Origin of the sequence: Streptomyces sp. GS7 (assembly GCF_009834125.1) — a bacterium.
GTDB lineage: Bacteria > Actinomycetota > Actinomycetes > Streptomycetales > Streptomycetaceae > Streptomyces.
In genome coordinates this window covers 5509457-5529323 of record NZ_CP047146.1, presented here as the reverse complement: position 1 = coordinate 5529323, position 19867 = coordinate 5509457, and the positions used below count along the sequence as shown (strand labels likewise).

Genomic DNA, 19867 nt, shown 5'->3' with positions numbered 1-19867 from the left:
AGCGGGGTCGGGCCGGCGGCGGTGCCGCGGACCGGGGCGGAGCCGCGGTGCCGCGGGACGCCGCGCGGCCGGTGCCCGGGGTGGTGCCCTACGGGCGCAGCTGGTTGCAGGTGCCGCCGGGCGTGGTGTCGGTCCGGGCGATGAAGGAGCTGCTGTTGACCGAGGACGGGGCGTCGACGATGACGTTGGTGATCCGCTGGCCGTTGTTGGTCGTCAGGACGCCGAAGATGCGCTCCATGGCCGCGTTGGCGGCGAAGACCAGGGTGTCTCCCGACTTGACCTCCATCCGGTACATGGTGGACTCGGTGTGGGTGGTGGTCCAGGTGCGTTGGTAGTGGGCCTTGAAGGCGCCGGAGAAGGTTGCCTTCAAGCCCAGCTGGCCGCCGAGCTTGCCGCTGGCGTTCGCCCCCGCCTTGGCGCCCGCCTCGGCCATCGGCCCGTTGCTCATGTCGGGGGTCTTGGCGGTCACGTTCCCCTCGCCGTTGACGCCGGCCGACACCTCCCCGGAGACGTTGATGTTGCCCTCCAGGGCGATGGAGCCGGTGATCTCGCCGCCGAGGTTGTCCTGGCTGCCGGTCTGGAGCTGGACGGTGCGTTCCACGGTGATGGGTTTGTTGGTGCAGTTGATGACCGCGTTGCCCAGGGACTTCACCACGCTGGTGAACTGGAAGGGGAGGGCCCGGGTCATCTTGAAGTTGCAGCCCTTGGGATTCTTGTTGCAGTAGCGCAGCACCGGGGCCACCGATGCCATCGGTTTGTTGTTCCTGTCGAACGCCCGTGCCTGGGGAATGGTGGGACGCGCCCCGGGTAGCGGAGCGGCCGGCCCCTGGGCGTCCTCGTGCACGGATCCTGCTGCCGTTTGCGGACGAGGCTCGGGCAGGGGCTGGGCGGCCACCGAGCCGGCGGCCGGGAGGAGCGCGGCCAGCGCCAGCGCGGTCACCGGCAGGACGCGGGTCCGCCGGGCCCGACGGCTACGGGAAGAAGAAAGACGGGACACCATGCGGGCGCTCACTTGGCCATCGCCTCGCACATGTCGGTGAGGGATTCCTCACCGTCGTGGTGCTTCAGTGCCGCCCCCGGCAACATGCTCGCGAAGTTGTCGCAGGTGCCGCCCACCGCGGCCCCGGCGTCGTTCTGCGCCTCGGGGTGGAAGTCGCCCAACTTCTTCTGGGTGTCCGCCATCCCCTCCTTCTGCTCCGCGCCGTCACCGACCAGCTTGCCCATGCACTCCTTCGACTCCGGCTTGCACTCCTCGACCTGGCCCTTGGCCTTGGAGATGTCCTCCTTGGCCGCCGCCGAGTCCTTCGACACCTGGTCCCGCCCGGAGTCGACCTGCTGCTCCTCCTGCCCGCGCTTGTTCTCCTCCTGGCACTTCTTGTCGTTCTCGTCGCACGGGGGCTGGGGCGCGGCCGCGGGCGCGGAGATGGCGTGCGGCGCGGGCAGCGGGGCGGCGGTGGCGCTCGTCGTGCCGTAGAGGGTGGCGGCGCAGACTGCGGCGGCGAGGGCGAGTGCGGTGCGGGTCCGTGAGGTACGGAGGTTCATCGGTGGTTCCCTTCGAGGTGTGGTCGAGCGAGGTGGGCGCGGCGGCGCCGGCAGTGGCGGGTCGCCGCCGCGCCTGGCCGGTCAGTACGCGAAGCTGAAGGCCGAGTTGCGGCCCACCGCGAGGTGGTTCACACCGCTGTGGGCTGGGATGGCGATAGCCGGTTTGTCGGCCCGGTCCGTGCTGTCTGTACTGCCATGTCCGAGCTGGCCGTTGGCGTTTGCGCCCCAGGCGACGACCGACTGGTCGTCGAGCAGGGCGAGGGTGTGGTCGCGTCCGGGGGCGAGCTCCCGGACGCCGGTCAGGCCGTCGATGGCCACGGCGGTGGTGCGGGTGGTCTTGGTGCCGTCGCCGAGCTGGCCGGAGGCATTCCACCCCCACCCCTTGACGCTGCCGTCCTCAAGAACCGCGAGGGTGCTGTGGGGGCCGCCGTAGAGCTTCGCCACGCCTTCGAGGTGCTGCACATCGACGGGTGAACTGCTGTTGGTGGTGGTGTCATTGCCCAGTTCGCCGTTGGCGTTGTAGCCCCACGCCTTGACCTTGTGGTCGCTGGTGAGAACGCTCGCGTGGAGCACACCCGCGGCGAGCGCGGTCACCCCCTCCAACTCGGGAACCCGCTGGGGGGTGTTGCGGTCGGTGGTGTTCCCGTTGCCCAGCTGGCCTTGGGCGTTTGCGCCCCATGCCCAGACGGTGCCGTCTTGGCGGAGCGCCAGGCTGGTACGGCAGCCGGCGGCGATGGCCTTGACCTTGTCCAGACCCTGAACGGCGACCGGCCTGGGGACCCCGGTGTTCTTCGCGCTGTTCGTGCCGTTGCCCAACTGGCCGAACTCGTTGTAGCCCCAGGCCCACACTCGCCCGTTCTTCAGGGCCAGGGCGTGGTGGCAGCCCACGGCGATCGACCGGACCCCGTCCAGTCCCGCGACGGCGGCCGGGAAGGCACGGGAGGTGGTGGATCCGTTGCCGAGTTGGCCGTAGGTGTTGTCCCCCCAGGACTTGACCGTGCCGTTCTTCAGCAACGCCACGGCGAACGGACCAGTTGTCGTACTGCCGCCGGCCTCAAGTGATTTCACGTCCTCCCGCGCCAGCCCCAGGACAGGCCCGGGGGTCGGCTGCGCCACGGTGGATCCGTTGCCCAGCTCACCCGAGGCGTTCTGGCCCCAGCTGTATACCCACGGGTCGGGCGACGCGGTACCGGCTGTGGCCGGTGCGGCCGTCCCCGCGAGCGCTGCCAGTGCCGCGGCGGCGGTGACCACACCGCACACTCCGCGCAGTCGACGCCGGGTACGCCGGGCTGTCTGCGTTTTCTGCATTCGGGCATGCCTTTCACAGGTGGCGGCGCGGAGGCAGGCTCCAGCGCCGTACGAAAGATGAGGTGAGGTCCTGCGCGCAGGGCGGCAGGAGTCAGTACGCGTAGCTCGAATTGCCCGCCAGGGACGCGGCGACGTGGTGGAAGTCCCCGCGGGCGGCGGTCACCGGTGCGTGGCGGGCGAGGGCGGTGCCGTTGCCGAGTTGGCCCTCGCCGTTGGCGCCCCAGGCCACCACCCTGTCGTCGAGGATGGCGAGGTCGTGGCTGCGCCCCGCGGCCAGGTCACGGGCTCCTTCGAGCGCGTCGATCGCCACGGGCGTGTTGCGGTTGGTGCGGCTCAGGCCGGTGTCGTCGGACTGGTCGGCCTCCAGCAGCTGCCCGTCCCGGTTCTCCCCCCACCCGTAGACGGTGTCGTCGTTGCGGATCGCGAAACCGTGATCCCCACCCGCGGTGATCTTGCGGATGTCGCGCAGCCACCGGGCCTTGACGGGCTCGGCGCTGCTGCCCTTCGTGGTTCCGTCGCCCAGCTGCCCCTTGAGGTTGTCCCCCCAGGTCCAGACGGTGCCGTCCTCGGTGCGGGCGAGCCCGTGGTGGCACCCCGCCGCGATCTCGGCGATCCCGCTCAGGCCCTTGACCTCCTGCGGCACGGACTCGGACTTCCGCTCTCCGGTGCCGAGTTGGCCGTGGGCGCCGTTCCCCCACGACCACACAGTGCCGTCCTCCATCAGCGCCATGCTGAAGTCGCAGCCCGCCGCCACCTGCCGCGCCATGAAGATGCTCGGCACCCGCACGGGGGACGTACTGTCGTCGCCGGAACGGTTGTTGCCCAGTTGGCCGTCGCCGTTGTCGCCCCAGGCCCACACCCGGCCCTTGCTGATCGCCAGCGCGTGCGCGCCGCCCGCCGCGACATCGTTCACGTCCCGCAGCCCGTTCACCGTGTCCGGGGTGCTCCGGTCGCTGCGGCTCCCGGTGCCCAACTGCCCAGCGGAGCCATGGCCCCAGGCGCGTACGGTGCCGTTCTCCAACTGCGCCACGGCGAAGGAGTCGCCGCTGCCCGTCCCCCCGGCGGAGATTCTGCGCACCTCCCCGCGGTGCATTCCCATCACCGGGCCCGGAGACCAGCGGTCCCCGGTTCCCCCACTGCCCAACTGGCCTGCGTCTCCCGCGCCCCAGCTGAACACCTCCGGTCCGGGAGCGGCCTGTGCCGGTCCCGCGACGGTCGGTCCGGCGAGCGCCGCCAGCACCGCGGCCACCACCGGCGCGGTCCGCCGAGTGCCCCACCCCTTGCCCGACCTGCGCGTCCTGCTCGTCGTCCTTCGCAATCCACCCGTCCTCTCGTCAAATGCGTTGTCCCGGTGGGCAGTTGACCAGCACCCCGCCGGGTTCGGACGGATCATTGGATCGGGCGACTCCAGGTATGCGCAGGCTGTCCTCACGTCACCCCCAACGGGGTATTCGGCACCCCAATGGCCTAACGGACATATGGGTGAATCTGCTTGGGGTGCTATACGGTTCTCGTCGCCTGGCGATGCCGTCGCGGCTACGCGTCGTTCAGGAGGGTTGCTCGGACCGCATCCCATCTCCTTTGCGCCGGAGGCGACTTGAGAGAACGGGGCCGGGTACCGCCTGGCGGTCCGGGCATGGTGAAGCCGTCACCGCGGGGGAGGGGGTGGAGCGCGGTGCTTCAGTGGCCCAGGCGGTGCAGGGCCTGTTGCGGGTAGCGGTCGCCCGCCACGGCGTCGAGGGGTACCGCGGCCCGCAGCAGGGCGAGTTGGTCGGTGGTGAGGGTCAGGTCCGCCGCGGCGGCGTTCTCTTCGAGATAGCGCACGCGCTTGGTGCCGGGGAGGGGCACGACGTCGTCGCCCTGCGCGAGCAGCCAGGCCAGGGCGGCCTGGGAGGGTGTGCAGCCGATGTCCGCCGCGATGTCGGTGAGGGACCGGACGAGGGCGAGGTTGCGGTCGAGGTTGTCGGCGGAGAAGCGCGGCCAGCGCCGGCGGTTGTCGTCTTCGGTGAGCTGGTCCCGCGAGGTGAGCGCTCCCGTCAGCATGCCGCGCCCGAGAGGCGAATAGGCGGTGACCGAGATGCCGAGTTCGCGGCAGGTGGCGAGCATCTCGCCCTCGACCACGTCCCGGGTGAAGAGGGAGTACTCCATCTGCACGGCGCTGATGGGATGGGCGGAGTGTGCGGCGCGCAGTGTCTGCGGGCTCACCTCGGACAGGCCCAGACAGCGCACCTTTCCGGCGGCGACGAGATCCGCCATGGCGCCGATGGTCTCCTCGACGGGTGTCCGCGGGTCGCGGCGGTGGACGTAGTAGACGTCGATGTGGTCGACACCGAGCCTGCGCAGCGAGGCGTCACAGGCCGCGCGGACATGGGCGGGCGAGGTGTCGACCCGGTCGACCCGGCCGCTCGCCGGATCGTGCCGCAGCCCGAACTTCGTGGCGAGGGCCACCGTGCCGCGGTCCCGGCGTCGCAGCCACCGGCCCAGCAACTCCTCGTTGGCGCCGCGCCCGTACGCGTCCGCGGTGTCGAGGAAGGTGACGCCCAGCTCGGCCGCGCGGTCGAGGGTGCGGAGGGTCTCGGTCTCGTCGGCCGGACCGTAGGCGATCGACATCCCCATGCATCCGAGCCCTACGGCGGATACGTCCAACTCGCTGTGTCCGAGCCGGCGGTACTTCATGGTCCTCCTTGTGTGGTGCCCGTCATGGTGAGGGGCGGCCGGAAAGTGATGCCGGCGCGGGCTTCGTCAGGCTTGGGTCCGCACCAGCGCGGCCAGGTGGTCGGTGTGCTCTTCGACGATCAGGTGCCCGGCGTCGGGCATGACGCGGAGTTCGGTGCCGAGGGTGGCACGTACCACCGGTGCGAGCCGGCGGGGAGGGAGGAAGACGTCGTGCTCGCCGGTGAGGAGGAGACGGGGGACGGAGCGCGGCGGCGGAGCGGCGGGGCCGGGGTCGGCGCTGGAGCGGGCGTGCCGGGCGACCAGTGTCATCCAGTGCACCAGCTCCTCGCGGGGTCTGCGGCCGGGGGCGTGCATGGCGCGCAGGAGCCGGGCGCTGCGCTTGGGGGTGGGGCGGAGGAACCAGGCGGCAGCGGCGGCCAGCAGCGCCGGGGGCACTCTCAGTTTCGTCAGGCCGCCGGGGGACAGCAGCACCAGTCGCTCGATCCGGGGGGAGTCGGCGGACAGGGCGATGGCGGCGCCGAAGGAGTGGCCCATGACCACGACCGGTGCCGTCGCGAGGTGCTCGATCGTCTCGCTCAGCCAGGTGCCGTACCAGGACAACGTGCCGTCGGGGAGCGTGCGTTCGGCCGTGCTCAGGCCGGGCTGGCCGGGGACGTCGGGTATCGCCACCCGGTAGCCGGCGGTGACCAGGGAGGTGGCCATGGGCAGTGATGCGGCGGCGTTGAAGTTGGTGCCGGGGACGTAGACGACCGTGGTCGGGCCGGAGCCCGCGAGGACCAGGTGGGTCCGGGCGCCGTTGGCGGTCAGCGCCGTCCGCTCGTGCGGCACCGGCCACGCGGCCAGCCGGTCGCGGCACCAGGTGCGGATGAGGTCCCGGCCTCGCGCGCTGCGGTAGATCGAGTCCATTCGTGCAGTATCCCGGCGCACGGGATGTGAGCTGGGCTCTTTGCCTCCCCGTGACCAAGTGACTACACCTGCGTAGACATAATCAGGCCAGCTGACTAAGGTATGCCTTCGCTAACTGAGGCAAGGCATACCGGCGAGGTCCGGCCGGGGAGGACACATATGTGGGACGACGCGTTTCCGAGCTTCTTGATCGGCTTGCGAGAAGGTCTGGAAGGCGGACTCATCGTTTCGATCCTCGTCGCCACTCTCGTACGGGCCGGTGCCAAGTCGCGCCTGGCGCAGGTGTGGACCGGTGTGCTCGCCGCCATCGCGCTGGCGCTGAGCTTCGGGGCGGTGCTCACCTTCACCGCCGCCTCGCTGTCGGCCACCGCGCAGGAAGCGTTCGGCGGCGCGCTCAGCGTCATCGCCGTCGCGTTCGTCACCGGCATGGTGTTCTGGATGCGCCGCTCGGCGCGCAGCCTCTCCGGGGAGATCAAGGAGAAGGTCACCGGAGCGCTCGCCATGGGGTCGGGCATGCTGATCGTCACCTCCTTCCTGGCCGTGGGCCGCGAGGGGCTGGAGACCGCGCTGTTCCTGTGGACCACGGCGCGTGCGGCAGGTGAGTCCGCCGGGCCGATGATCGGGGCCGGCATCGGACTCGTCATCGCCGCCGGGCTCTGCTGGGGTCTGTACCGCCGGGTGCTGAAGATCAACCTCACCAGGTTCTTCACCGCGACCGGTGCCGTGCTCATCGTCATCGCCGCGGGCGTCCTGGGCTACGGACTGCGGGACCTTCAGGAGGGCGGCGTACTCCCCGGCAAGGCCGCGTTCGCCTTCGACCTGAGCCAGAGCGTCGACCCGAGCGCCTGGTACAGCACCCTGGTGCAGGGTGTCCTGAACCTGACGCCGGCGATGACCTGGTTGCAGGCCGGTGCGTATGTCGCGTATCTCGCCGCGGTGATGACGCTGTTCGTCCGCGGCGTGCGGTCTTCCGCGGCGAAGCCGGCGGAGCAGAAGTCCGTGGAGCAGAAGTCCGTGGAGCAGAAGCCGGCAGAGCAGAAGCCCGTCGGGGAGACGGCGTTGGCGCAGTCCGCTTCGGAGGAGGTGGCGGAGGCCGGTGGCGAGCCGGCGGCCGACGGTGCCGAACAGCCCGCCGCCGCGCCGCAGTCCGCGCCGGTGCGCCCCGCCGCCCCCAGGAAGCGGCCCGGCTGGCTGCTGCCCACCGCGGTGGTCGCCGTGCCCGCCGTCATCGCCGGTGGCATCGTCGCCTTCGGCAAGTCCAAGCCCGCCGACGCCCAGACCGTCTCGGTGTCGGAGAAGGAGTGCGGCAAGGGGTTCACCGCGCCCAAGCCGGGCCGGCAGACCTTCCAGATGCACAACACCGGGGACAAGACCTCCGAGGTGTACCTCGTCGACCCCGCGTCGAACGCGGTGTACGGGGAGATCGAGGGCCTGGCGCCCGGTACCACCCGTGACCTGGTCGCGACCGTCGCCGGCGGCTCGTACGCCTGGCGCTGTGTGCCCACCGGCGGAAAGCCCGTCACCTCCGCCGCCGTACGGGTCACCGGCGGCGGGGCCGCCAGGGCCGTCGTGCCGGTCTCCGAGGACGATCTGGCCGGCCCGCTGAGCCAGTACAAGCAGTACGTCGACCAGGGGCTGGGCACCCTGGTGTCCCAGACACAGCAGCTCAGCGACGACATCGCGGGCGGCGACCTGGACAGCGCGCGGACGGACTGGCTCACCGCGCACCGTACGTACTCCTCGCTCGGCGCGGCCTACGGCACGTTCCAGGACTTCGACAAGAAGATCAACGGGCGGGCCGACGGGCTCCCGGCGGGGGTGCACGACAAGGACTTCAACGGGTTCCACAAGATCGAGTACGGGCTGTGGCACGGCCAGTCCGCGGATGAGCTGAGCGGGCCCGCGAAGCAGCTGAACAGCGATGTCGCGGGGCTGAAGAAGGCATTCCCCACGCAGGACTTCGACCCGGGCGACCTGCCGCTGCGGACCCACGAGATCCTGGAGAACACCCTCCAGTTCGAGCTGACCGGCGACACCGACGAGGGCAGCGGCACCAACCTCGCCACCGCCGACGCCAACCTCTCGGGCACGCGGGAACTCCTCGGCGTACTGCGCCCGCTGATCACCAAGCGCGATCCGCAGCTGCTCGCGACGATCGACGGTGACATCGACCGACTCCAGAAGCTGCTGGACGGCGCGCACCACGACAGCACCTGGACGCCGGTCGACAAGCTCGACGTGACGGTGCGGGCCCGGCTGAACGGCACGACCGGGCAGCTGCTGGAGCACCTCGCTCCGGTGCCCGACCTGCTGGAGATCCGGAAGTCCGCCTGATGACACCGGAAGACCGCATGTCCGGCAGCCCGGAACCCCGGCCGGGGAACGCCGCGCCGACCGCCCACCCCGCACCCTGTGATGCACGCTCCGAAGGGAACCACGAGATGTCCGCCGAAACGCCCGGCCCGCAGGGCCGCTGCCCCGCCGACCGGCGCTCGTTCGTGAAGACCGCGCTCGGCGCCGGTGCGGCCGGAGCGGCGCTGGCCGGCGGCGGATTCGCCCTGAGCCGGGTTGGTACGGCGTCGGCCGCCGAGACGGCGAACTCCGGGAAGGTGCCGTTCCACGGCGTGCACCAGGCCGGCATCGTCACACCGCAGCCCGCCGCCGCTGCCTTCGTCTCGCTCAACGTCATCGCGGACAACCGCAAGGAACTCACCGACCTGCTGCGGACGATCACCGAGCGCGCCCGCTTCCTGACCGCCGGCGGCACCCCCGCCGACCTCGGCGTCGGCGCGCCGCCGTCCGACAACGGGATCCTCGGGCCGGTGGTGCCCGCCGACGCGCTCACGGTCACGCTGGGCGTCGGCGCCTCGCTCTTCGACGACCGGTTCGGCCTCGCCAAGGCCAGGCCGCGCCGGCTCACCCCGATGCGGACCTTCCCCAACGACAACCTCCAGGCCGCCGAATGCCATGGCGACCTCTCGCTCCAGATATGCGCGGCACGCCAGGACGTCGTGCTGCACGCGCTGCGCGACATCGCCCGGCACACCCGCGGCGCCATGCAGATCAAGTGGCGCATCGACGGGTTCCAGAACGAGCCGCGGCCGGCCGGGGCGCAGCGCAACCTGCTCGGCTTCAAGGACGGCATCGTCAACCCGGACGTGAACTCCTCACGTGAGACGGACCGGCTGATCTGGGTCGGCGACCATCTCGGCGAGCCGTCCTGGGCCACCGGCGGCAGCTACCAGGTCATCCGGATCATCCGGATGCTGGTCGAGTTCTGGGACCGCGTCTCGCTGACCGAGCAGGAGAAGATGTTCGGCCGCCGCAAGGACACCGGTGCCCCGCTGGACGGCGCGAACGAGAACGACGCCCCGGTCTACAGCAAGGACCCGCACGGCAACGCCATCCCGCTCGACGCCCACATACGCCTGGCCAACCCCCGTACCGCCGCCACCGACGACTCCCGCATCCTGCGCCGCGGCTACAACTACGACCGGGGGGTCGACAACGTCGGCAACCTCGACATGGGACTGGTCTTCTGCTGCTACCAGCAGGACGTCCGCCGCCAGTTCGAGGCCACGCAGACGCGGCTGATCGACGAGCCGCTGGTCGACTACATATCGCCGACCGGCGGCGGGTACTTCTTCGCGCTGCCGGGTGTCCGGGACTCCTCGGACTGGTTCGGCCGGAGCATGCTGGCCGCCGCCTGACGCCCCCGGGGCGCGCCGCCCGGCGGTGCTCAGATCCGCAGCATCAGCGGCGGCTGCGTCCCGTTCAGATAGTGGTCGCCGATGGCGCGGAGGCTGTGGGCGGGGGAGCGCTGGGCGGTGAGCACGCGGGCGTTCCGCCAGAAGCGGTCGAAACCGGGGTCGTGGACGGGGGCGTCCGCGGTGGCCGTCAGCTCCAGGATGCGGGTGGTGATCCGGATCGCGGACTCGTTGGTGACCGCCTCCGCGGCGGCCACGAGCACGGCGATGTCGGCGCGTTCGTCGACCCCGAGGTCCTGGCCCATCAGCAGGCCCCGCGCCAGCGCCTCGGTCGCCGGTTCCACGACCGCCGCCGCGGTGTGCGCGGCGGCGACCAACTCGCCGTACGCGAGCAGGAGATAGGGGTCGCCGCCCGGTTGCTCTCGGTACGCGGCGGTGTCCAGGTCCTCGGCCGGCCAGTTGTGCGGGGCCGCGCGGCTGACGTCGCGGGCCTCGGCGAGCGCGCCCTCGGCGATCCCCAGGCCGACGTGGGCGAGGGCGAGGCGCAGCGCCAGCGGTGCCAGGGTGGCGTACGGGGTGACGTGGTGCTCGTCGTGGGCGGCCGAGCCGAGGATGCCGGCGGGCGGCACCGGGACATCGTCGAAGGTGAGGGTGCCGGCCCCGGTGAGCCGCTGCCCCAGGCGGTCGTGGTCCGGGTCGCTGGTGACGCCGGGGTGGGCCGGGTCCACGAGGGCGATGAGGGAGTCGCCGGTGGTGGTGCAGACGGCCCCGAGGACCAGCCGGTCGGCGACGGTGGCGCCGGCGGCGAAGGAGCGGCGGCCGTTGAGGAGATAGCCGGCCGCGGTGGGGGTGAGGGTGAGGCCGGTGGGCGCGGTGGCGCGGGCCGGAGCGGGCGTGTCGCAACCGGCGCCCGGGACCGTGGTGTCGCCGGCCAGCAGCCACTGCGCGGCGGCGGTGCCGCGTTCCAGCGCGTCGGCGGTTTCCGGGGTGCCGAAGAAGCGGGCGCTCCAGGTCAGCGCGTAGTGGCGGCCGAGCAGTTCGCCGATGGAGCCGTCGGCCGCGGCGATCTCCCGGATGACCGCGCAGGCGGTGCGCCAGTCACTGCCGCCGCGGTGCGGTCCGGGCGGGGTCAGCAGGGCCGGCAGGCCGGCTTCCCGGAGCCGGGCGAGTTCGTCGAAGGGCGGTTTGCCGGCGCGGTCGCGGCTGAGCGCGTCGACGGCGAGATCGTCGGCGAGTTCGCGGGTGACGCGCGGCCAGACGTCGTCCTCCGCGGGGGGGCCGGCCTGAGGGGCGGCGGGGGGTGCTGCGGACCTCTTCGGCATGGCGCCGTTCACCGTCCTCCGGCTTTCCTAGTTTTCCCACTGGATTGGTAGGGAATTGGAATTCACGATGATGCTGCTGAACTTGGTTCAGGGCAAGGGTTGTTCAAAGGGTGGACAGCGGGGTGTCGTATTCCGGACGTGTGGCCGCTGCGCCGGTAGCCGTCGCGGTACGCCGGACAGGGGCTACGGGTTCGTCCAGGAGGCCGGGTCCTGGGTCAGTGCGGAGACCCGGGTGGGGAGTTCGGACGTCGCGACATCGGCGAGGGAGACGCCGTCGAGGATCTCCCGGACATTGGCCCGCAGCGCGACCCACAGCGGAAGCAGGGACTCGGCGGGGCCGGTGTACGACAACTCCGGTGGGCGGACGCCGCGTACGGAGACCAGCGGGCCGTCCACGACGCGGATGACGTCGGCGATGCTGATGTCCTCCGGGGCCTTGGCGAGGCGGTAGCCGCCGTTTCCGCCGCGCTGGCTGAGGACCAGACCGCCCCGGCGCATGTCGTTGAGGATGCCTTCGAGGAACTTGTGCGGAATGTCCTGGGCGTCGGCGATGGCCTCCGCCTTGAGCGGCCCCGCGTCCCGGGCGTGAGCGAGCTGCAGGGCGGCGCGCACCGCATAGTCCGCTCTGGCTGAGATCCGCATGGCGGCATTATCCCCGAGGGGGAGGGATCCCCGAGGGGGAGGGGGCCGGGGAGCGGACCCCGGCGTTCACCCCTCCCCGTGCGCCGACCCGCCCCTCCGGTGGCCGGGTGCCGGACATCCCCTTGACGCGACACGACGGCGGCTCGACACTCATGGGCGGGAACCCTAGTGAACGGGTGGGAATCCATGGGGCACGCAGAGCCGGGCGACGACCGCGCACACCGCGCGGCCCGGCGGCTTCCCCTTCCGGCCCTGCTGACCTCGCGCCGGCATATCGACCTGCTGCGGGTGTGCAGCGCGGCAAGTCTCCTCGCCTGAGGCGCCGCAGGGCGCGCGCCCACCGCTCCGCGCCGCCCCCGTCGGACCCGGCACCCTCCGGGTGCCCGATGCCCGCCGCGCGGCGCCCGTCGCCCCGCAACCCCCCACGCCCGTACGTGCCCGTCCGTACGTCCGTGAACCGGACCTCGCCCCCAGGGACTCGTATGACCACCACCTCCGCCACCTCCGCGCCGTCCGCCACGGCGGACGCACCCGGCTCCGCCGCGTCGCTCCGCGGCCGGATCGGCTCCGACGCGCGGAGCGGCCACTACCCCGTCCCGCACCGCTACCGGCTGCATCTCTCGCTGTCCTGTCCGCACTGTCTGAGGATCGCCATCACCCACGGCCTCCTGGAGCTCGGCGACACCCTCCCGGTGACCCTGCTGCCCGCCGTGCCCGACGCCCCGGACTGCGGATACTCCGCGCTGCGCCCGCTGTACGAGGCCAGTGCGCACCAGTACTCCGGGCCGGCCGCCGCGCCCGTACTCAGCGACAGCTGGACCGGACGGATCGTCAGCACCCACGCCCCCGACATCCTGCACGACCTGGCCGAGCAGTTCGGGGCGCACGGGCCCGTGCTCCACCCGGACCACGCCCGCGACGAGACCGCGGCACTCGACCGGCTCTGCGAGCGGGAGGTCAACGACGCCGCGCAGCACGCCGGCGGCCTGGGAGCCGGCCACCCCGGCTACGAGGCCGCCGTCGGCACCCTCCTGGGCGCCCTGGCGTCGCTGGAGCGGCGGCTGGCCGGCCGGACGTATCTGCTCGGCGACGAAATCAGTGCCGCCGACGTGCAGTTGTGGGTGACCCTCGTCCAGCTGGACACCGTCCACCGCTGGCACCTGGACGCCGCGGCCGTACACCGGATCGCCGTCCACCGCCGGCTGTGGGCCTACGCCCGCCGGCTGGCGGCGCACCCCGCGTTCGGCCGCCACCTCGACCTGGACGCCATCGCCCGCCGCCACCACGCCCGTTGCCGGGGCCGGGAGGCGGCCGGGGCGGCGGTGCAGATCGTGGACTGGACGCCACCGGACGCCGCTACGCCCGCCCCGCGTCCGCGATCCTCAGCGGCAGCGACTTCAGCCCGTTGATGAAGTTCGACACCAGCCGCTGTGGCGGTCCGGCGACCGCCACAGCGGGCACCGCGGCACACATCTCCTCGTAGAGCAGCCGCAGTTGCAACCGGGCGAGATGGGCGCCCAGGCAGACGTGCGGGCCGTCGCCGAAGGAGACATGGGGGTTCGGGGCCCGGGACAGGTCCAGCCGGTGCGGGGCGGCGAAGACCCGCTCGTCGTAGTTGGCCGCGGCGTGGAAGACGACCACCTTGTCGCCGGCGTAGATCCGGCGGCCCGCCAGCTCCGTGTCGCGTACGGCGGTCCGGCGGAAGCTGAGTACCGGCGGGTGCCAGCGCAGCAGCTCGTCCACGGCGGTCGCCATCCCCGCCGCGCCGCCGCGCAGCGCGCGGTACGCGCCGGGGTGCCCGGCCAGTGCCAGCAGGCCGCCGGGGGCCGCGCTGCGCACCGTGTCGTTTCCGGCGACGGTCAGCAGGAAGAAGAACATCTCCATTTCCGGCGTGGTCAGTTCGGGGTCCGCGGCGAGCGCGGTCATGACGTCGTCGGCCGGGTGCTGCCGCTTGTGCGCGGCCAGCTCGCGGGCGAAGGCGAACATGTCCTGGAGCATCGACGGGGAGCGCGGGTCGACGGGCCGGCCGTCGGGGCCGGCGGCGGGCGGCCCGGCCTCGTCCGGGTCCTGGTAGCCGATGACGCGGCGGGTCCAGTCGAGGAGCAGCCCGCGCTCACCGGGCGGTACGCCGAGCAGATCGGCGAGGTTGAGCAGCGCGAAGTCGTCGGTGACGGCGGTGACGAGGTCGCAGACGCCGTCGCCGCCCCGGGCCGCGGTGAGCGCCGCGCCCAGCAGGCCGCGGGCCCGGTCCCGTACGGCGGTCTCGAAGCGGTCGACCCGGCGGCGGGTGAACGCGCGGCTCACCAGGCGCCGCAGCCGCCCGTGGTCCGGGGGGTCCTGATTGAGCATCATGCGGCGGATGAACGGCAGGTCGGCGGGGTCGGGGTCGCGGATCTGGGTGGCGCCCAGGTGAGAGGAGAAGGTCCGTGCGTCCTTCAGGACCCGTACGACGTCGCGGTGCCGGGTGACCGCCCAGAAACCGGGGCCGGCGGGCCAGCCGAGCACCTCGTACTCGTCCTGCCAGGCGACCGGGTGCCGGTCGCGCAGCAGCCGGTACGCGCCGTGCGGCAGCCCGGCGGCGTGGACGCGGGGATCGAAGACGTCGGGGACGGCGTCCGGGGGAGCGGCGCCGGGGGGCCGGGGAGCCGGGGACGGCACGGGCGTCATCCGGCCGCCGGTCCGCCACCGCCGTGCCCCCGGCCCTCCGCACGGCCGTCCCCTTCGCCGCCCCCGGCGCCGTCGTCGGCCCGCAGGAAGTCCTCCACGGCCCGGATCAGCTCCAGCGGTGTCTCGTCCATGGCGTAGTGACCGGCCGACGGCAGGTCCAGCAGCGTGCTGTCGGTGTACCACTTCATCCAGGTCTGCCGGGCCAGTTCGGCGCTGAGGGCCGGGTCCAGCGCGCCGGTCACCGCCAGCGCCGGCACCGCCGAGCCCTCGACCTCGGCCGCGAACCCGTCGCCGGCCCAGGAGTCCAGCCAGGCCCGGAACGCCTTCGGGTCGCTGCGCTCCAGGGACCGCCGCACCATCCGGTCGAGCCAGGCGGCGGGGCGCCGGCCGCCGGTGGTGAGGTCGATGATGGCCCGCCGGTTCTCCGGGGCATGCGCCGCCGAGGCGAACAGCTCCCACTGCTGCGGCGGCATCGGCATCCCGGAGGCCGGCACCGGCGAGATCCCGACGAGCCGGCGTACCCGGTGCGGTGCCGCGGCCAGCACCCGTTGCACGACGCTGCCGCCCATGGAGTGGCCGATCAGCGAGAACCGCTCCCAGCCCAGCAGGTCGGCCAGCGCCAGCACATCGGCCGCGCCCTCGCCCGTGGTGTACGCACCGGCTTCGGCCCGGGCCTCGCCGTAGCCACGGAGGTCCACCAGCGCGTACTGGAACGTGTCCAGGTCGAGGTCGGGCAGGACCGGGTCGAACGCGGACCGGTCGGCGAACCAGCCGTGCACGGCGATGACCTTGTGCGATCCCCTGCCGTGCAGGGCGTGGGGCAGTACGAAGGAGGCCACGCTCAACTCCAGACGTGTGACGGGAACGGCCACCCGGCCGCACACCACCGGTGGTGGACAACTCCCCTCACACTGGACGCCGCCGCGGCGGGCCGCAAGAGTGCCACGCGCGCAGGTCCGGGCCGGGGCAGGCGCCGGGAGAGCGCGGGCCACCCCTCCAGATATCTGCTGAAGCGTCAGTTGAACCTGCCCGCCGCCCGGTTCGGGGGAGTCACGGCCGGTGCGGGTTCTCGGAGGGGGCTGCGGCCGGGAGGGGGCCCGCCCCGTAGGCGAGGCCACGTGATTCCCCAGGGGCTGTGGTCACGTAATCCCCAGCCAGGCGGCCTGCTGCGAAGCCGCCTGGCTGGGAAACCGATTGCCCCTTCGTGGCCGGCTGCGCATCCTGCTGGAATGCGCTTCTCCATCAACATCCCCAACTTTGGTGACTTCGCCGATCCCCGTAACGTCGCGACCGTGGCGGCTGCCGCCGAACAGGCCGGCTGGGACGGGCTCTTCGTCTGGGACCACGTGCTGCACCGACAACATCAGGGGCGCCCCTTCGGAGACCCCTGGATGCTGTTGACCGCGGCCGCACTGGCGACCTCCCGGATCCGACTGGGCACCCTGCTGACGCCGGTCCCCCGTTACCGTCCGCAGCAACTCGCCCGCCAAGTGGCCACCCTGGACCACCTCAGCGGCGGCCGCGTGACCTTCGCCGCCGGCCTGGGCGGTCCGATCGAGGACGAATACCGCAGCTTCGGCGACGCCGCCGAACCACGCCTCCTCGCCGAGCGGCTGGACGAGGGACTGGAGGTGTTGAGGCGCTTCTGGTCCGGCGAGCCGGTGACCCACCACGGCGAGCACTACGAGGTCCGGGACGTGACGCTGCTTCCCGCCACCGTGCAGCGGCCCGGTCCGCCGGTGTGGATCGGCGGGTTCTGGCCGCATCGCCCGCCCATGCGGCGGGCAGCGCGGTGGGACGGCGCGGTGCCGCTGTTCGAGACGGCCCGGCATGGTCATGTGCCGGATGCGGCGGAGGTAGGGGAGCTGGTCGGGTATGTCCGCAAGCACCGTGCGGCCGGGGTCGAGCGCCCCTTTGAGTTCGTGCTCGGCGGCGCCACGCCCCCGGACGCGGCCAAGGCCAGGGACGTGATCGGTCCGCTGCACGACGCAGGCGCTACCTGGTGGGACGAGCGACAGGTGCAGACCGGCCCCGACCTCGACCGTCTGCCCCCGGTGCTGCGCCGCATCGAGGCGGGGCCGCCGGTGGTCTGATCAGCCGCCGCTGGAGCAAGTCGTGGTCGCGGTCGTGGATTTGCCGGCGGTGTCCGGCAGTGTTCCCAGCCGGAGTGTGCGGTCGCGGCGTGAGTTCCGTGTGTCCGGCGGCTCGGGCGTCCGAGGCGCGATCGATGTGGCTGTGGTCGGGCGGAGCGTTCGTTGGTCCTGGCCCGCGAGTTCATGGGTGGCCTGAGTGCCCAACGGGCCGATCAGATCTCGCGCGGCGCCAGGGCAAGGAGTCGAGTCAGGTGCCGCACCTGCCGGAGTTCGGCGCGTTCGTCAGAGTCCAGGCCGGCCCGGGACGCCTCCTGTTCCCGCGAGACCCATGTGGGCATGACAGTTGCACCGAGCACGCCCACCGTAACGGCCGAAGGGCGGGATCGGCAGGCTGGGATCGTTCACCCGCGATTCTGTTGACTTCTGTCACCCGCTATGCGACCTATGACGTGCTCACATCGGCCTCACCTCAAGCGTGGAGGGAGCACGGCGATGAGTACGGAGAGAACGAAGCGGCACCGGCGCTCGACGGCGGGCGCGACGGTCGTCGCCCTGCTGGCGACCGCCGGCATCGGACTGGCCGCCCCGCAGGCCAGCGCCGACAGCGTGTCCGTCGGCTACACGTGCACGGGCGCGGGTGCGCCCAGCGGCGTCAACCCGATCCAGGTCACCCTGAATGCACCGGCCACCATCGCGCAGGGCGGCACTGCCAATCTCACTCTGAGTGCGACCACGCAGATGACGGCGCCGGTCGACCTGCCCGCGGGCGCGGTCACCGCGGAGGCCGACATCGTGCTCGGCGGTGCGAACTCCGGCACCGCGACCGCCACGGGCTTCACTAACGACAGTGCCGTGCCGAGCGGTTCGACGGTCTCGGTGAGCGGCGGTACGGCCTCGATTCAGCTGAACGATGTCGGGACAACCACCTACACCCCCGGCGCCATCGCGGTGCACGTGTTCGGGCTGACCGTCAACTGCACGGTCGCCGACACTGCTCCCGTGCTCGGCTCCACCGAGGTCACGGCCTCCTAGTACTCCGATGTGACTTCGCGATCTCGCGTCGGAGCCGGGTGAGAACGGCAACGACCACCGCCTGATCATCAAGGGTGGTGTGGACTCCTGGAGATCGTGCGGTGGCCGCGGGCCACAGCGTAGACGCCGCCCGCCGGCGGGCGATGTTCGACCAGGTCACGCCGCATCCACTACCGGCGACGACTCGCAGACCCCTCAACCGGATCGATCGCGAAGTCACACTGGAGTCGGGTGCCGGAGGACGAGCACGTTGGTCTGGCGTGGCGCAGGGGACGGGCCCGCGAGTCGTACAGGGGCACCGCCGTGTCGCCAACTGTCCGGCTGCGGCGGTGTACTACTCGGTGATGTGGCGTTCTCGCATCGCCCGTGACGACGAATGCCCCCGCCCGGGGTTCCTGGGCGGGGGCATTCTGCAGGGTGCGTTATCTATCGGTGGGGTAGTCGGCGTGCTTGAGCCTCATGCGGGCTGCTACGAGGTCGGGGCCAGTCAGGGTGCCCGAGCGAAGCGCAGCACACCGACGCGGACTTCTTCAGCCAGGACGTCTACGGCGTGCTGCTCGCACGGTCACCGGGCAGGCGGCGTGCGAGAACACCGAAGCGGCCCGACGAGGGTGGGGCGTTGTGAGGCTGAGTGAGTAGCTCGCCAAGGCAGAACCATGCCGGGCAAGGTTCCCCCACGCCCGTTGGTGACCTTGGAGTTCACGCAACCGTGGACAGAGCCGTTTTGAGGAATCCCCAACACCCGGGATGGGCGGGAACCTTCTATGGGGGGAGGACGCAGCAGCGCTACCGGGTAACGTTCTTCTGTTGCTCACCCCTATTGCGCAAAGACAGCCAGATCGTCAAGTTGCCGAGAACTACGGCCATGGCGATAAAGATCCAAACCATCATGCCGGCAACGCTACAGGGGTGTCGCCAGCCGTCCGCCCCGTTGCAGCTGATCAAGAGCCCGTGCAGGATGCCGGAAACCTGTCGAGCCCGGCCCTTCTGCGGCTCTACCCTTGCCGCATGGCCCACGGAAAGACCTCTTACGTTTGCCTGCCCTGCCGGGCCTCGTACAAGCAGCCCTACCCCGGTTACCACGACCACGACCGGGTCTGCCCGCGCTGCGCCGAACCACTGATCCACGTCGGCTCCGCCTTCGCGGCTCCCAAGAGGCGGGACACCGCCGCCTGGCGCACGCTCTCCGTGCTGCTGCACGCCGGCGTGCGGTTCCACAAGAGCTGCTGTGGCGGCCCCGGCTACCGTCCACGCACTCTCAGCGAGGTGCGCGTGCGGATGGCTTACGCCCGGGCCACCGGACTGCCGTTCGCTCAGGCGTTGGTCCGCCGCGAACTGCCCTGACCGCCCGGCAGCAGGGGGCACTCCGCCGCATCAACGAAACGCCCCCTGCTGCTGATCGTCTTTCGACGAGGACCACACAGAGCAGCGGCTGTCCAGCCTGCGGGCGCGGGGCGAGCCCCTGCCCTCCCAGAGAGGTGATTCACTGGCCAGATGAGCACGTTCGATGACTACCTCGCGGACTGGGAGTTCGGCGAAGACTGGCGGCCAGTGGTCGACCGGTTGGCGGCCCGCGTTACGAGCTGGCCCGAGGGAGCGCCAGGACCTGAAGACTTTTGTGTGGACTTCCCCGTCGACGTCCTATGGACGGACGGCCTGCTGGTGTGGACGAGACTCGCGGGTACCTGCCTGGGCGGACAGATCGACCGTACGGGTCTGCGCTGTGGCACGCTGAACCCGCACAATCCGGGAGACCAACTCGACTGCCGCTTCGTCCTTCTCGGCACGGGAAGATCCCTTTCCGACCTGACGGACGCCCTTCTGGACTGGGTGGCCGCCCAGACGGATCGGGATGAGTCCGAACACTGACGGATTCGGTCGGTCTGGGTTTACCACGGCAGTCTCGACGAGGCGTCACAGACCGCTGACCTGCGGATGCCTGTCCCAACGACACGTTTCCGCGGTACTCCGA

General features: G+C 71.7%; 19 protein-coding genes. 8 read left to right on the top strand and 11 right to left on the bottom strand.

The features are described 5' to 3' along the window. Window positions 1–88 precede the first annotated feature (88 nt). The 6 genes from GR130_RS24015 to GR130_RS23990 form a co-directional block, all read right to left on the bottom strand. Window positions 89–1012 (bottom strand): hypothetical protein, encoded by a 924-nt coding sequence (locus tag GR130_RS24015; RefSeq protein WP_159506624.1) that lies wholly within the window; start codon window positions 1010–1012, stop codon window positions 89–91. Beyond that, the gene (locus tag GR130_RS24010) at window positions 1009–1542 is read right to left on the bottom strand and encodes a hypothetical protein (protein ID WP_159506623.1); all 534 of its coding nucleotides are present in this window, start codon (window positions 1540–1542) and stop codon (window positions 1009–1011) included. The genes GR130_RS24015 and GR130_RS24010 overlap by 4 nt, the downstream gene beginning before the upstream one ends. Before the next feature lie 81 nt (window positions 1543–1623). Further along, on the bottom strand, window positions 1624–2793 hold the full coding sequence (locus GR130_RS24005) for an RCC1 domain-containing protein (protein ID WP_236573416.1): 1170 nt from the start codon (window positions 2791–2793) through the stop codon (window positions 1624–1626). A 148-nt stretch (window positions 2794–2941) separates the two neighbouring features. Beyond that, window positions 2942–4090 (bottom strand): RCC1 domain-containing protein, encoded by a 1149-nt coding sequence (locus GR130_RS24000; RefSeq protein WP_236574015.1) that lies wholly within the window; start codon window positions 4088–4090, stop codon window positions 2942–2944. 440 nt (window positions 4091–4530) lie between these two features. After that, on the bottom strand, window positions 4531–5526 hold the full coding sequence (locus tag GR130_RS23995; protein ID WP_159506620.1) for an aldo/keto reductase: 996 nt from the start codon (window positions 5524–5526) through the stop codon (window positions 4531–4533). Window positions 5527–5592: 66 nt separating this feature from the next. Beyond that, window positions 5593–6432 carry an alpha/beta fold hydrolase gene (locus GR130_RS23990; RefSeq protein ID WP_159506619.1) on the bottom strand — a complete coding sequence of 280 codons (840 nt, stop codon included), beginning with the start codon at window positions 6430–6432 and terminating at the stop codon, window positions 5593–5595. 159 nt (window positions 6433–6591) lie between these two features. Between GR130_RS23990 and efeU the strand changes: the two genes are divergently transcribed. After that, entirely contained in the window at window positions 6592–8766 is a 2175-nt protein-coding gene (gene efeU, locus GR130_RS23985) for an iron uptake transporter permease EfeU (RefSeq protein WP_159506618.1), read from the top strand. Between the two features lie 107 nt (window positions 8767–8873). Then, a complete protein-coding gene (gene efeB, locus GR130_RS23980; RefSeq protein ID WP_159506617.1) occupies window positions 8874–10142 on the top strand; it encodes an iron uptake transporter deferrochelatase/peroxidase subunit in 1269 nt (422 codons plus the stop codon). A gap of 29 nt (window positions 10143–10171) precedes the next feature. Here the strand turns inward: efeB and GR130_RS23975 are convergent, their stop codons facing one another. Both GR130_RS23975 and GR130_RS23970 read right to left on the bottom strand, forming a co-directional pair. Continuing rightward, the gene (locus GR130_RS23975; protein WP_159506616.1) at window positions 10172–11461 is read right to left on the bottom strand and encodes an acyl-CoA dehydrogenase; all 1290 of its coding nucleotides are present in this window, start codon (window positions 11459–11461) and stop codon (window positions 10172–10174) included. Between the two features lie 183 nt (window positions 11462–11644). Next, complete coding sequence (locus GR130_RS23970; protein WP_159506615.1) at window positions 11645–12103, bottom strand: RrF2 family transcriptional regulator; 459 nt, start codon at window positions 12101–12103, stop codon at window positions 11645–11647. A gap of 186 nt (window positions 12104–12289) precedes the next feature. On the opposite strand from GR130_RS23970, the gene GR130_RS41410 reads away from it, so the two are divergent. Continuing rightward, window positions 12290–12421: a hypothetical protein gene (locus GR130_RS41410; RefSeq protein WP_268977937.1), complete on the top strand. Its 132-nt coding sequence runs from the start codon at window positions 12290–12292 to the stop codon at window positions 12419–12421. A 164-nt stretch (window positions 12422–12585) separates the two neighbouring features. Continuing rightward, window positions 12586–13512 (top strand): glutathione S-transferase C-terminal domain-containing protein, encoded by a 927-nt coding sequence (locus GR130_RS23965; RefSeq protein WP_159506614.1) that lies wholly within the window; start codon window positions 12586–12588, stop codon window positions 13510–13512. Here GR130_RS23965 and GR130_RS23960 read toward each other — a convergent pair. Beyond that, window positions 13460–14770, bottom strand: a complete 1311-nt coding sequence (locus tag GR130_RS23960; RefSeq protein ID WP_159506613.1) for a cytochrome P450 — start codon at window positions 14768–14770, stop codon at window positions 13460–13462. The two genes, GR130_RS23965 and GR130_RS23960, sit on opposite strands and share 53 nt — an antisense overlap. After that, entirely contained in the window at window positions 14767–15609 is an 843-nt protein-coding gene (locus tag GR130_RS23955) for an alpha/beta fold hydrolase (RefSeq protein WP_159506612.1), read from the bottom strand. The genes GR130_RS23960 and GR130_RS23955 overlap by 4 nt, the downstream gene beginning before the upstream one ends. Window positions 15610–15999: 390 nt before the next feature. On the opposite strand from GR130_RS23955, the gene GR130_RS23950 reads away from it, so the two are divergent. Continuing rightward, on the top strand, window positions 16000–16863 hold the full coding sequence (locus tag GR130_RS23950) for an LLM class flavin-dependent oxidoreductase (RefSeq protein ID WP_159506611.1): 864 nt from the start codon (window positions 16000–16002) through the stop codon (window positions 16861–16863). Between the two features lie 212 nt (window positions 16864–17075). On the opposite strand, the gene GR130_RS41405 is transcribed toward GR130_RS23950, so the two are convergent. Beyond that, on the bottom strand, window positions 17076–17201 hold the full coding sequence (locus GR130_RS41405; RefSeq protein ID WP_268977936.1) for a hypothetical protein: 126 nt from the start codon (window positions 17199–17201) through the stop codon (window positions 17076–17078). 154 nt (window positions 17202–17355) lie between these two features. Between GR130_RS41405 and GR130_RS23945 the strand changes: the two genes are divergently transcribed. The 3 genes from GR130_RS23945 to GR130_RS23935 all read left to right on the top strand — a co-directional run bounded on the left by GR130_RS23945 (window position 17356) and on the right by GR130_RS23935 (window position 19764). Beyond that, on the top strand, window positions 17356–17895 hold the full coding sequence (locus tag GR130_RS23945; RefSeq protein WP_159506610.1) for a hypothetical protein: 540 nt from the start codon (window positions 17356–17358) through the stop codon (window positions 17893–17895). Window positions 17896–18903: 1008 nt separating this feature from the next. Then, window positions 18904–19239, top strand: a complete 336-nt coding sequence (locus tag GR130_RS23940) for a deoxyxylulose-5-phosphate synthase (RefSeq protein WP_159506609.1) — start codon at window positions 18904–18906, stop codon at window positions 19237–19239. Between the two features lie 150 nt (window positions 19240–19389). Continuing rightward, window positions 19390–19764, top strand: coding sequence for a hypothetical protein (locus GR130_RS23935; protein WP_159506608.1), 375 nt, complete (start codon window positions 19390–19392; stop codon window positions 19762–19764). Window positions 19765–19867 lie beyond the last annotated feature (103 nt).